The sequence below is a fragment of the Flavobacterium humidisoli genome (assembly GCF_023272795.1).
GTDB classification, from domain to species: Bacteria; Bacteroidota; Bacteroidia; order Flavobacteriales; family Flavobacteriaceae; genus Flavobacterium; species Flavobacterium humidisoli.
The window spans coordinates 5,603,698-5,617,626 of record NZ_CP096829.1 but is presented as its reverse complement, the minus strand read 5'-3'; the positions used below and the strand labels follow the sequence as shown (position 1 = coordinate 5,617,626).

Genomic DNA, 13,929 nt, shown 5'->3' with positions numbered 1-13,929 from the left:
TCTTATCAGAATGTTAAAATTTCAAGAATATCAGGCTCACATTTTTTTTAATAAAAATAAACAAAAATAGCTTTTGAATGTTTCTAAATTACCATGAGTGCCAAATTATTGATTCGAAGTGCATTAATTGCTTTCTTTTGATGAATATTGTTTGTAAATTTGCAGCCTTAAATTTTTTGACAACGATTTCATTAATTTAAGCAGATTATGGAAAATAGAAAAAAGGTTGCCTTTTATACGCTGGGTTGTAAACTGAATTTTTCAGAGACTTCTACAATTGCCAGAAATTTTAACGACGAAGGTTTTGACCGTGTCGATTTTGAAGAAATAGCAGATATTTACGTTATCAATACTTGCTCTGTAACAGAAAATGCAGATAAGCAGTTTAAGCAGGTGGTTAAAAAAGCAATGAAGCTGAATGAAAAAGCCTTTGTTGCCGCCGTTGGCTGTTATGCACAATTAAAACCAGAAGAGTTAGCAGCCGTTGATGGTGTTGATTTGGTCTTGGGCGCAACAGAAAAATTCAAAATCACTGACTATATCCATGATTTGAGCAAAAATGATATGGGCGAAGTTCACTCATGCGAGATTGCTGAAGCAGATTTCTATGTTGGAAGTTATTCTATTGGAGATCGTACGAGAGCATTTTTGAAAGTTCAGGATGGATGCGACTATAAATGTACCTATTGTACAATTCCGTTGGCAAGAGGGATTTCTAGAAGTGATGCTTTAGAAAATGTATTGAAAAATGCCAAAGAAATTTCGGCTCAAAATATTCGTGAGATTGTTTTAACGGGTGTGAATATTGGTGATTACGGGAAAGGGGAGTTCGGAAACAAAAAACACGAACATACTTTTCTAGATTTAGTTCAGGCTTTAGATAAAGTAGAGGGAATTGAGCGTTTGAGAATTTCTTCAATCGAACCGAATTTGTTGAAAAACGAAACGATCGAATTTGTTTCAAAAAGCAGAACTTTTGTACCGCATTTTCATATTCCGCTGCAATCAGGAAGTAATGATATTTTGAAATTAATGAAACGCCGTTATTTGCGTGAAGTTTATATTGATCGCGTGAATAAAATACGCGAAGTAATGCCACACGCTTGTATTGGTGTAGACGTTATCGTTGGTTTTCCTGGAGAAACAGATGAGCACTTTTTAGAAACGTATCATTTCTTAAATGAATTGGATATTTCGTATCTGCACGTATTTACGTATTCAGAAAGAGATAATACAGAAGCTGCTGATATGGAAGGTGTAGTTCCTTCAAATGTTAGAGCAAAACGCAGTAAAATGCTTCGTGGTTTATCAGTTAAAAAACGTCGTGCTTTTTACGAAAGCCAGTTAGGAACAAACAGAACGGTTCTTTTTGAAAGCGAAAACAAAGAAGGATACATTCACGGATTTACAGAAAACTACGTAAAAGTAAAAACACCTTGGAATCCAGAATTGGTAAATACTTTGCAAGAAATCAATTTGACAAAAATAGACGAAGACGGAAGTGTACGTTTGGAGTTTTTGAATAAACTTGCTGAAATCTAAAAAATGTACTCAAAGTATTGTCATTCCGAGGAACGAGGAATCACACTCGGAGCTCGACAAAGATTGGCGATTATGTATACGGAATTACGATTGTGATTCCTCGTTCCTCGGAATGACAAAAAACAACAAAGCCCTTTTCAAAAGGGCTTTGTTGTTTTAAAACATCTTACTTCTGATCCTCGGAAACCACCAATTTCAGGGAATTAATATAATCGGTATCAAACTCTATAACTCGAATTTTTTCGGGATTAAAACTCAATTCTCCTCCAAACTGACCTTGCGTATCTAAAAAATCGATAGTCAATTCTTCATTATTTAATTCGATTAATTTTCCTAAATAAGCAGATTTGGACGATTTTTTTGCAATCTGAAAAATGCCATATTTCTCAGAAATAAATTTTATGATCGAAGCCAAATCTTTAATCGGGATAATATCATCAGAATTAATTTTTAATCCTTTCAGACGTATAACTTTTTCTGTAAAAGCCAGATCATGATCTCGGTTTACAGCTTCAATGTTTTTATTTCTCAAAATGACAAAACCGTCCAAAATAAAATCTACAGGATTATTTCGAAGCAAAATCCATTCATCAGAATAATCAATAAGAAATCCGGAGAAAATCTGTTTTTTATCCTGAAATTCTATTTCGACCAATTGTCTTAAATATTGTTCCATAATTTTAGTTTTTGAAATTCCAATACCAAAATTCCAAATTCCAATCTCAAAGCAATTGGAATTTGGAATTTCAAAAATTTGGAATTTAGTTTTAAGGATTTGTAGACCAGATACTGCTGTTTTTAATAAACACTCTTCGGTTTAATTTTAACTGCGCAATAATTAAATCTGCCATATCTTCAGACTGCATCACTTTTTCTGGATTTCCGTCAGTCAGGTTTAAATCTTTAGCCATGTCAGTAGCAACAGTACTTGGCGTTAAAGCCGTAACACGAATATTGTGTTTTCTCATTTCCTGCATTAAAGAATCGGTTAAACCTAGAACAGCAAATTTAGAAGCGCTGTAGGCACTTGTTAAAGCGTTTCCGTTTAATCCAGCAGTCGAAGAAATATTGATAATGTCTCCAGTTTGTCTTTCGATCATATTTGGAATAATCGAACGAGTCGTGTAATACGTCCCCATTAAATTTACCTGAATAATTCTTTCCCAAGCTTCTGGCTCTAATTCTAAGAATTTTCCAAAAGAAGCAATTCCGGCACTATTGATCAAGATATCAATACTTTTAAATTCGGCAATTGCTTTTTCAGCAGCAGAATTGATAGAATTAATATCTGAAACGTCAGCAGACAAAGCCAAAGTTTTTACGCCCAGTTTTGCCGTTTCTTCTGCCAATTGATCAATATCACTTTTTGTTCTCGAAACTAAAATTAGGTTTACGCCTTCTTTAGCCAAAGCAATTGCTACAGCTTTTCCTATTCCTTTTCCTGCGCCAGTGATAAAGGCATTTTTATTTTTTAAGTCGGTCATGATTGTGTTTTTAGAAATGCAGAAAGCATCATTTTAAGTCTTACAAAAATAAGGTTTTGAAAACTAAAATGATGCTTTAAAATATATTCTTAATCTAAGTTTAACAACTTTTTGTTATTCTTTCAGAACCATATCTATACACATTACGGCTCCTAAAATTAACTGTCTCAACGGACTATCATCTGGTACGATCTCTTCAATTTGAAGTGCATAGTTATCGGCACTTGTAAAAAACTCTTTTCCTAATCCAGCCCATTTTTTATTTACTTGAGCCAATTGTTTACCTTCATGAGAGAATTTAAAATCCCAGCCAGTCCATTTTCCTTGAAGCGTTGCAACTGGTTTTTCGTTTTTATCCAGAATATCAAACTTTCCTCCAATAGAAAAGAATTTTTGTTTGAAAGTTCCAACCAAACGATCTTTTTCGTCCAATACTTCAACAGTCGATCTAAAGATGGCAACACCTCTTCTTACTGTAATTAATTTTTCTCCAGAAGCAGTTGTAATTTCAACATTAAACGGAGTTGCTCTTTTATAATCTGTAAAACGAAATACTTTTGTGAAAAAACCAAGATTGTTTTCTCGGCAGTTCATTATGATTTGATTGGTTTCTGGATGATAAATATCGTAATTGTTTGCGGCTTTGAACATTCCGACATGTTCTTTTACTAAAAATAGATTTTGGCTTAAAATAGGATTCATACGTATGTAAAATAAGTTTTAAAAATAAAGGCGCAAATGTAATATAATTTTTATTAATTGAATTGTTTTGCACCTTCAACCAAACGAATAAATTCTGCTTTGTAACCTTCACCATCGTTTGAATTTCCTTGTTTTGCCAGTTTTATAATTTCTTTAGAAGATTTGTCAGCGATTAATTTTGAATCTCGCAGTTTTAATCCGAACCAAGCTACGGCAGAACTAAATTTCATGTCATCACTTGCTTTCTCTAAAATCACCGATTTATTTTCGATTACCTGAACCATTTCGATACTTTTTTCTCCATCAGGCTTTTTGTAACGGAATTTTATTGTTGCCAATTCATTAGTGTAATTGCTTGAAGTAGTTTCTGTTTTAGTATATTTTAAATCATCTGGCTGTACATTTAAGAAATCGCTTTTTACACCAACCGGAATTATTTCATACAAAGCCGTTACGGTATGATTACTTCCTAATTCTCCAGCATCAATGGCATCATTTTTAAAATCTTCTGGGCGAAGTTTTCTGTTTTCATAACCAATCAATCTATACGCTTGGACTTGTTTTGGATTGAATTCAATCTGTATTTTCACATCTTTCGCGATAGCAAACATCGAACCTTTAAATTCTTTTCCTAAAAAACGATTCGCTTCTTGAATATTATCAATGTACGCATAGTTTCCGTTTCCTTTGTCAGCCAAGATTTCCATTTTGCTGTCCTTGTAATTTCCCATTCCGTAACCTAAACAAGTTAAGAAAACCCCTGTTTTTCTTTTTTCTTCAATTAGTTTTTCCATATCAGAATTAGAAGAACTTCCAACGTTAAAATCTCCGTCGGTAGCCAAGATTACTCTGTTGTTTCCGTTTTTAATGAAATTTTCAGTTGCAATCTTATAAGCTAATTCAATTCCTGCTCCGCCAGCTGTACTTCCTCCAGCTTGCAAATTATCCAATGCATTAATAATTGTTTTTTTATCATCTCCAGAAGTTGGCGCCAAAACCATTCCTGCTGCACCCGCATAAACCACAATTGCTACTTTGTCTTTTGGTCTTAATTCGTTAACCAAAATTTTCAATGATTGTTTTAATAAAGGCAATTTGTTCATGTCTTCCATAGATCCCGAAACATCAATTAAGAAAACTAGGTTTGAAGCGGGTAAATCTTCAGTTGGAATGTTTTTTCCTTGTAAACCAATTTTCAAGATTTTGTTATTTGAATTCCAAGGTGAATCGCTCACTTCGGTATTGATCGAAAATGGATGTTCATTTTTGGGTTGTGGATAAGTATATTTAAAGAAATTAACCATTTCTTCTACACGAACTGCATCTTTTGGAACTTGCTGTCCGTTGTTTAAAAAACGTCTGATATTCGTATAAGAAGCATTATCAACATCAATAGAAAAAGTAGAAAGCGGTGCTGTTTTAGGGCTTTCAAAAGCATTCTCAACAAAAGAATCATAATCTTCTTGAGTTGGTTCAGTCGGAATTGGCATAATGTTTAATTTTTTGTCTAATTCTTTTTCTGAAAGATTTTTATAAAGTTCATTTTTAGTCGAAACTACCACGACGCCATTTGAACCTTTAGTTCCATATATAGAAGTTGCTGCTTGGTCTTTTAAAACAGAAACATTATCAATATCATTAGGATTAATTTTAGCTATTTGATTGGACGTTGCAGGAACCCCGTCAACAATATATAAAGGTTCATTTTTTGAAGAAACGGATGCTGTTCCGCGAATTGCAATACTAGGACTAGGACTATATATAGCATTACTTTGAACTTGCATTGCCATTTTTCCTTTAGGTGCTAGCGATTTATCTCTTTTTTCTTTTTTTCTTTCGGCACGTGCATAACTGCGGTCTTCATATTCAGCATTACTTGTACCGTAACCCATAACCACAACTTCGCTTAAAGTTTGATTGTCTGGAAGAAGTTTTATATTGATAATATTTGAGTTTTCAACCTTTTGACTTTGTTTTTTGTATCCAATGAAGCTGAAAACCAGCATATCGCCAGTTTTGGCTTGAATACTGTATTGCCCGTCAAAATTGGTTAATGCATTTGCTTTTGATGTCTGGTTGTAAATAGTTACACCTGGAATTGGCTGTTTTGTTTCATCTGAAACGATTCCAGTTATTGTTCTTTCCTGTGCCATGGTTACGAAACATACAAGCATAGCAATGGCTGATGAAATAAGTTTTAGACTTTTCATGATAATAAGTTTTAGAATTAATGTTTTGATTTTGCTTTGTCAAAGCTGCAGACTTTGACAAAGCTTGAGATTATTTTTTCGGAGCTGGTTTTCCGTTTTTAGTAGTGATAATAAGAACTCCTTTTTTTCCTCGTTCGCCATATTTAGAAGTGGCTTCAAGGTCTTGTAAAACAGTTATAGTTTTAATTTCCTGTTTGTCTAAAGGCGCATAAGGACTTGTAGGGTTCTTGCCAAACAGATCTTCTTCAGAATAATAGATGCCATCGATAATGTATAAAGGATCGTCTAAAACTACTAGAGACTCAACATTTTCAGGCTGTAAATTAGACATTTCGGCCTGCATCATTTTATCTCTCTTTGCATCGTCACTATGTGCCATAGCATTTCCGTTAAGAATTACCAAAGGAGCATTTTTCTTGGCTTTTTGAGCAGGTGCCGCTGCGTAAGCAACTTTTGCAGATTGTCTGAATTTTGTATCTGAATAACTTCTTTCTTCAAAGGCATCTTTTTGTGAAGAAATATTATCTTCTTCATCAATACTTTCATTTGCAATTGCTTTTGCAGGTATCGCTACAGCTGTTTCTGCTGAAATTTTAGGTGCAGGTACAAATTGAATGGATTCTGCTTTAGGAATCAAGGTTTCCTGAACCGCAACTCGTTCTTTATGTTTAGTCTGATTTTCTATAATTTTAACCGCTTCTTCGTTAGAAACTATTTCGGAATTTGAAGATGGAGTCGCAACTTTTTTGTCTAAAATGGGTTTCTCAGGTTGTTTGATTTCTTTTTCTTCCAAAACTACTTTTGGAGTTTCTGTTACAGCTTCTTTATCTGAATGTAAAAATTGATATCCTAAAGAAATAACCAAAAGGAGGGAAGCAGCAACTGCAATTTTCTTCCATAAAACAATTGTTTTTTTATCTTCCTTCTTGTCCAGTTTTTCTTCAACGCGCGACCAGACTTTTTCCATTCCTGGAAAGTCTTGAAACTCGACTTTTTGCGAAGCTTCTTTTATTTTATCGAATAATTTATCTTGATTGTCCATGACTATTTTGCTTTTTGATAATACAGTTTATTAACCAGTTCTTTCAGTTTGGTCTTAGCGGCATTCAATTGTGATTTTGAGGTGCCTTCAGAGATTTTCAGCATTTCGGCTATTTCTTTATGTCCGTAACCTTCTATCACAAAAAGGTTAAAGACCGTTTTACAGCCATCAGGAATATGGTTTAATAAATTAAGTAGATCTTCTTCTTCCAACGTATTTAGTTCATCGACAGAAGGCTGAGAAATCAGCTTTAGGTCGTCTAAATACATGTTGAAATTGGTTGCTTTTCGAATTGTCGCCAAACAATGGTTTACGGTTATTCTTCTGGCCCAGGCTTCAAAAGCATATGCTTCTTTTAATTGGTCCAGTTTGGTAAAAATGGTAAAGAAAGAATCGGCAAGTGCTTCTTCAATTTCCTCTTCCTTTTTTAGATATCGTTTGCAAAGGCGGTACAATTTTGGCGCCATGTATTCGTACACCTCACGCTGCGCATCGCGGTGCATTTTTTTACAGTTTGCTATTTGAGTCTCGTTTATCACAATTGTTGTCTTTCTTATATAGAGAGATAAAAAGATAAAAAGGTTGGGACGATGATGAATTTTTTTTTTAAAGGTTCAAAGTTGCAGAGATTCAAAGTTACAAAGGTTTGTTGTAGAGACGTACAGTAGTCTGTAAATAAATACTTTGTGAATCTTTGCGGTAAAATTATTACACAGAGATTCACAAAGAATTACGCAGAGTAAAAAGTGCATTTAAATTTGAGCTGTTGATTACTTCGCCATCTGAAATTTTGAATTTCCAACCTGCCACAATGCAAAAGCAAACATATCAGCACTATCGTTGTAAGTTACATCCAGATCGTTAGAAAAATGTCCGTTTGCATAATTTACGTGTAATAATATTGGTCTGTCAGAACTGTTGTAATTTTGTAAAATAGCAGCAAATTTTCCTGGAATCCAAGAATCTACTCGCGCATCATTCATTCCGGTGTGAACTAAGACTGCAGGATATTTCTCTCCTTTTTTTACCTTGCTTTGCGCATCCATTTCTAAAAGATATTTGGTATCTGTTTCGTTTTTTAAAGTGCCGATTTCTGGTATTTGATTAGGACCATTCGGAGTAATTTCACTTCGTATAATATTAGTGTCGCCAACTTCAATAAGTGCAACTTTAAAAAGATCAGGACGTTCTGTAATTGCTCTTCCAATTAATACACCGCCCATACTTGCGCCATTTCCAATAAGTTTGTCTGCCGAAGTGTATTTTTCTTTGATCAAATATTCAGAACAAGCAATAAAATCTTTCCAAGTATTAGGTTTCGTCGCTTTTTGGCCTCCTTTGTGCCAATTTGCTCCTTTTTCTCCACCGCCTCTAACGTGTGCAAAAGCAATTACAGTATTCTGCTCCAGCAATGCCATTAAATTATCGCCAATATAATAGGGTGACCTGCTTAATCCATAAGCACCATAACCACTAATATAGCAAGGAGTAGAGCCGTCCATTTTAATGTTTTTTGGATAAATAATAGATAACGGAACCATTACGCCATCATGACTTGCAATTTCAACTTCTTTTACACTATATTGCTTTGAAAAGTCAGGATAATTGCCGCTTGCAATAAATTGTTTCGACTTTTCTAAACGATCAGTTGAACCATCAAAATAATAAGATGTAGAAGGCGTGATCCAGCCATTGTTAAAAAACAAGAAATTGTCGTTTTCACGAGAATTTAAAGCATAACCTCCATTTGACCCTTTTGGAAGAGCGATTACTTTACTTTCTAATGTTTTTGGATTAATTTGATATTTATCCTGTACAATTCCGTCACTTAAAGTATAATAAATGAAGTTTTTAGATTTCTGTATTCTTCGTAATACTTTATTGCTCTCCGGGATTATAATTTTTGCATTATCAATATTTGGATTTTTAATATCTGTTAATCCTATTTTATAATTGGGCGCATTTTTATGCGAAAGAAAGAAAAATTGGTCTCCAATTATTTGATAGCTTGTGATCTCATCTTCATATTTAATAAGCGGTTTCCAATTTATTTTAGGATTATTAAGTTCTGAATAGGGAGCAGAGAATGCTAATATTTCGCTTTTTGTAGATCCGATTTCTAAAATTATGTATGAATAATTGTCTGAGAATGCAACATCAGGAAACTGTTCAGCAAGAAGATTCAAATTGGGATTGTTTTCTTTTGATGCCAGTATTTTATCGGTCTCCGGATTAGTGCCAATAACGTGAAGTAAAGATTTCATGTGTTTTAGAAAATCATCACTTTTATTATCATTAGTACTCATTTTGGTATAAGTAATTGCTTTGCTGTCAGGTGTAAACTCAAAACTAAATTCACTCCAGACAGGATTTAAATTGTCTGGAAGAAAAGTTTTAGATTCAATATCCATAATTCGGAGATCACAAACTTCGGCACCATCTTGAGATAATGTAACCGCTAATTTTTTCTGATCTGGACTAATATTGAAACTTGTAATCGTTGCATCTTTTTTATAAGTATTCGGGTCTAATAATAAAACCTCAGTTCCGTTTAAGCCTTTGCAGATATATAATTTATAAATACTTTCTCCTTTTTTCTTTTTGGTGTAATAGTAATTATTTCCTAACTGTTTTACGTAACCATAATCATCTCCGGCCAAAGTACTAATTTCTTTCATTCTATTGAAAAGAGCATCACGGCCAGATATTTTTTTAATAAGAGAATTGGTAAAATCGCCTTGATCTTTAAACCATTTTTGCACTTCTGGTTTTTTCATATCTTCTAGCCAACGGTAAGAATCTGTGATTTTTGTTCCGTAATAATCATCTACTACAGGTTGTTCAAGTGTAGAAGGATATTGATACTGAGCCTGTGATATTTGACTGGTAATAAAAGCTAAAAGAGTGAAAGCGGTTTTTCTGATCATTATTTTTTCTGTGGTTTATAATTATTATTTATGGTTTGTTGTATAGTTAAAGACTCAATAAGCAGGAAATCGCTGCATTATTTAGCCGGAATTGTCAATTTGTAGATTTTCGTTTCCAAAAGATCCGTGTCATTATCCTCACAAAGCAAAAACTCAATTTTATTGTTTTCTTTTTTGTAGAAAGTTAAACCTTCAAATTTATTGGTTGAGGTTATTTTTTGAGTGAAATCTATTTTCATCGTTTTAATATCGATTCTTCCAATGAAGCTTCCTAAGATTTCTCCGTCATCATAAGTTGATTTGGTATCTTCTGCGGTTGAAAGGAAATAGATTTTATCATCGACCAAAACAGCATCTGTAAAACTGGAACGAACGCCTTTTATTTTTGGAAGTTTGTAATTGACAGAAATCAAAGCGAATTCTTCTCCAAGGTTTTTGGCGTGAATGGTAAAAATGGTGTTTTTGTTTGAAATTCCATTTCCTCGATTGAATAAATACCAATTTTCGCCATCGAAAATAGCGCCTTCTAGATTAAAATCTTCGGGTTTTATTTCTCCGAAATTCTGCATTACAGCATACAAATCGACTAAATTGTTTTTCTGTAAAACAGTTTTGGACTTCAAATCAAATTCAATCATTTTGTTTCGGTTTTCGGTTGAGCCGGAGCCAAAAATATACAACGTATCGTTATGATGCGTTAGCGATTCAAAATCGGGTTTTAAGTTTTTCGGAATATTTTGTGTCGGATTGTCAATTAAAGCGTGCTGGTTCAATTGATGATTCTGCATATTGTATTCGTATAAGAATCCGCTGTTGTCGCCAATTACATAAAGTGCGTCATTGTTATAAAATAAACCTGATGCCGAACCGATTCCGATGATTTGAAATAATATTTCTAATGTGAATTTTTCCATGAATGTTATTTTGAAAATAAGTGCCTAGCCCTGATAGCAATGAAAATACTTTGAAAAGAAATGGCATTTTTCCTGACAGAATAAAGCGACCAGCGGAAGCTCTTGTTATGGCTTTGGAAAAAAGCGATTTATTGAAAAGTATTGCAATGAATAGCAGGAATATGCTTCGTAAAAGTAGTATATTTATGATATAAAATTTGAAAATATGAAGTCAATAGACCCAAAAGATTTTAAAGTTACCGATAAAATAAAATTAAGCAAGCTTCCGACATTACTAAATGTTGATGCGGATGATGACGAAAAAGAAGAAAAATTAGATAAGGTACAAGCCAAATTAAGCGATTTGCAGGATGTAATGTATGCGCACAACAAATACAGCGTTTTGATTTGTCTGCAAGGAATGGATACTTCGGGGAAAGATAGTTTGATTCGCGAAGTTTTTAAGGAATTTAATCCGCGTGGAGTAGTAGTGCATAGTTTTAAAACGCCAACTTCAACAGAACTGGAGCATGATTATTTATGGCGCCATTATATTGCATTGCCAGAAAAAGGAAAGTTTGCGATTTTTAATAGAACTCATTATGAAAATGTTCTCGTGACACGAGTGCATCCTGAATATGTTTTAGCCGAAAACTTACCGGAAATTAATTCTGTTGATGATATCACTCCAGATTTTTGGGAAAACAGAATTGAACAGATTAATAATTTTGAAAAGCATATTTCTCAAAACGGAACAATCGTAATGAAATTCTATCTGCATTTGAGCAAAGAAGAACAGCGCCAGCGTTTATTACGTCGTTTGGAGGAAGAAAAACACAATTGGAAATTTTCGCCTGGAGATTTGAAAGAGCGTGGCTATTGGGATGAATACATGAAATATTATGAAGAAGCAATCAATAAAACATCGACTTCGCATGCTCCATGGTATATTGTTCCTGCTGACGACAAAGAAATGTCACGCTATATTGTAGCAAAAATTATCTGGGAAGAAATGAAAAAACATACCGATATTAAAGAACCTGAGCTAGACGAAAAAACCGCTTCAAATATCGAATTGTATAAGAAAGAATTAGGAGAGAAATAGTTGGACAATTGAGATAATTTGTCAATTTGATAATTTATTGAACCCCGATAGGTTTTTAAAAACCTATCGGGGTTGTTTTATATTTATATATGAGAAAGTTTTGAACTGTTTTGTAAATGCCATTAGTCAAAACAAAAACGCAGTTCGTCAAACTAATTTTAATAGTGCTTGCGGTTTATGCTCCTTTGCTATTTGTTTAAAAAAATATAGGATTAATTTTGGAGTCAAATTTTCTCAATAAATTATTTATAGATGGTTGCGATCAATAAAAATAGACATTGGATGTTCCTAGTCTTTTTTTGGTGTTTATTAGGTTTTACAATTTGGGGTCAGTTAATAGAAGATTATAGTTTTTGGTCGGCATTTTCTCAATCTGTTTTAATCTTGTTTTGTTCGACAGCTTTAGCACATTTTTTAAGTGATGTATTATTGCCTCGAGCTTTGCGAAAAAATAAAATGGCTTTGTTTGCTTTTCAAGGCGTTATAGTTGTTCTTCTTTTGTCATTTTGTCTTGCAACAGTTTATGCTGTTTTTTCAAATCCAGAAGCACGAAGCAGAGTGTATCCTGATGGAGAAGATCTGAGTACATTGCAGTTTTTATGGGTACAATTTTATGGGAGTATTCCAGCGGCAATTTTGATAAATGGTACAGCCTGTGGACTGCGATTTTATCAGGAACATAATGTTATCGAAAGAAATCATGCGCAATTACAGCAAGTTCATTTAGAAGCGCAAATCAAGATTTTACAAGATCAAATTAATCCGCACTTAATGTTCAATGTTTTGAATCATATTCATATTCTGATGCAGAGCAATGTAAAATTGGCTTCAGATTTATTGGTTCAATTTTCGGATATTTTGAGGTATCAATTGTATGAATGCAACAAGGAATATGTGCCTCTGCATCTTGAAATTAAGTATTTGAAAGATTTAATTGCTGTTGAAGAGACCAGATGGGGAAATGAATTAGAGGTTAAAAGTAAATGGAGCATTGAAAATGGACAGCTTCAGATTGTACCTTTACTTTTAGTTCCGTTAATTGAAAATGCTTTTAAACACGTTTCTAGGCTTCCAAACCAAAAAAGATATGTGCATTTGTCCTGCAAACAACTCAACAATCAATTGAATTTTAAAATTGAAAACTCTTATACCGAGCAATATAAAGCACCTTCAAAAAATCAAGGGTTAGGTTTGGAAAATGTAAAGAAAAGGCTGGAAATACAATATCCAGAAAAGCACAAATTAAACATTCATAAAACCGATTCTGATTTTACCGTTACAGTAGTTTTAGATTTAAAATAAAAACACAGATGATTATGAAATGTCTCATTATCGATGATGAACCCATAGCAAGAAACGGAATAGCAGATTTCGTTTCTAAAATTGATTTTCTAGAAACTGTAGCGACTTGTGCTTCGGCGCTAGAAGCGACTTCATATCTTCAGGAAAAGCAAATCGATTTGATGTTTCTGGATATCAATATGCCTTATTTATCGGGACTGGAGTTTTTAGAATCTTTAGAGAATCCACCGTTAGTGATTTTTACAACTGCTTATTCAGAACATGCTTTAGATGGATACAGACTTCAGGTTGTAGATTATTTATTAAAACCAATTACATTTCAGCGTTTTTATCAGGCTTCGTTAAAAGCAAAGCAATGGCATCAGATGATCAATTCTCCAAAACAAAATCAATTGGATCCTTTTTTATATGTGCGTCAGGAAGAAGGATTTCAGAAAATTTCTTGGATCGACATTTTATATATCGAAGGAATGCAAAATTATGCTAAGCTTCATTTTAAGGACAAAGTACTGATTATTCATCAGACCATGATTTCCTTAGAAGAAACACTCCCTGCAGAAATTTTCTTTAGAATCCATAAATCATTTTTGGTAAATATTACCCATATAGATTCTATTTCTGGCGGACGACTATTAATAAAAGGACAAGAACTACCTATTTCAAGAACTCGCAAAGAAGTATTATTGAAAGAGGTAGTCTATAAAAATTTATTAAGCAGATAG

12 protein-coding genes are annotated in these 13,929 nt (G+C 33.5%); 4 read left to right on the top strand and 8 right to left on the bottom strand.

Annotated features, from left to right (window positions below; all coding sequences use genetic code 11):
- The first annotated feature begins 207 nt into the window (after positions 1-207).
- Positions 208-1,542, top strand: a complete 1,335-nt coding sequence (gene mtaB / locus M0M44_RS23655) for a tRNA (N(6)-L-threonylcarbamoyladenosine(37)-C(2))-methylthiotransferase MtaB (protein WP_248727950.1) — start codon at positions 208-210, stop codon at positions 1,540-1,542.
- Positions 1,543-1,708: 166 nt separating this feature from the next.
- On the opposite strand, the gene M0M44_RS23650 is transcribed toward mtaB, so the two are convergent.
- The 8 genes from M0M44_RS23650 to M0M44_RS23615 form a co-directional block, all read right to left on the bottom strand.
- Positions 1,709-2,218, bottom strand: a complete 510-nt coding sequence (locus M0M44_RS23650; protein ID WP_248727949.1) for a hypothetical protein — start codon at positions 2,216-2,218, stop codon at positions 1,709-1,711.
- Between the two features lie 91 nt (positions 2,219-2,309).
- Positions 2,310-3,026 (bottom strand): 3-ketoacyl-ACP reductase, encoded by a 717-nt coding sequence (locus tag M0M44_RS23645; RefSeq protein ID WP_248727948.1) that lies wholly within the window; start codon positions 3,024-3,026, stop codon positions 2,310-2,312.
- Between the two features lie 114 nt (positions 3,027-3,140).
- Positions 3,141-3,728: a phospholipid scramblase family protein gene (locus M0M44_RS23640; protein ID WP_248727947.1), complete on the bottom strand. Its 588-nt coding sequence runs from the start codon at positions 3,726-3,728 to the stop codon at positions 3,141-3,143.
- Between the two features lie 53 nt (positions 3,729-3,781).
- Positions 3,782-5,938, bottom strand: coding sequence for a vWA domain-containing protein (locus M0M44_RS23635; protein WP_248727946.1), 2,157 nt, complete (start codon positions 5,936-5,938; stop codon positions 3,782-3,784).
- A 70-nt stretch (positions 5,939-6,008) separates the two neighbouring features.
- On the bottom strand, positions 6,009-6,980 hold the full coding sequence (locus M0M44_RS23630; protein WP_248727945.1) for a hypothetical protein: 972 nt from the start codon (positions 6,978-6,980) through the stop codon (positions 6,009-6,011).
- Between the two features lie 2 nt (positions 6,981-6,982).
- The gene (locus M0M44_RS23625) at positions 6,983-7,483 is read right to left on the bottom strand and encodes an RNA polymerase sigma factor (RefSeq protein WP_248730027.1); all 501 of its coding nucleotides are present in this window, start codon (positions 7,481-7,483) and stop codon (positions 6,983-6,985) included.
- 267 nt (positions 7,484-7,750) lie between these two features.
- Positions 7,751-9,907 (bottom strand): prolyl oligopeptidase family serine peptidase, encoded by a 2,157-nt coding sequence (locus M0M44_RS23620; protein ID WP_248727944.1) that lies wholly within the window; start codon positions 9,905-9,907, stop codon positions 7,751-7,753.
- A gap of 77 nt (positions 9,908-9,984) precedes the next feature.
- Entirely contained in the window at positions 9,985-10,821 is an 837-nt protein-coding gene (locus tag M0M44_RS23615; protein WP_248727943.1) for a DUF6929 family protein, read from the bottom strand.
- Positions 10,822-11,026: 205 nt separating this feature from the next.
- Between M0M44_RS23615 and M0M44_RS23610 the strand changes: the two genes are divergently transcribed.
- From M0M44_RS23610 to M0M44_RS23600, 3 genes are all read left to right on the top strand, one after another.
- Positions 11,027-11,905: a PPK2 family polyphosphate kinase gene (locus M0M44_RS23610; protein WP_248727942.1), complete on the top strand. Its 879-nt coding sequence runs from the start codon at positions 11,027-11,029 to the stop codon at positions 11,903-11,905.
- Between the two features lie 282 nt (positions 11,906-12,187).
- A complete protein-coding gene (locus M0M44_RS23605; RefSeq protein WP_248727941.1) occupies positions 12,188-13,207 on the top strand; it encodes a sensor histidine kinase in 1,020 nt (339 codons plus the stop codon).
- 8 nt (positions 13,208-13,215) lie between these two features.
- Positions 13,216-13,929: a LytR/AlgR family response regulator transcription factor gene (locus M0M44_RS23600; protein ID WP_248727940.1), complete on the top strand. Its 714-nt coding sequence runs from the start codon at positions 13,216-13,218 to the stop codon at positions 13,927-13,929.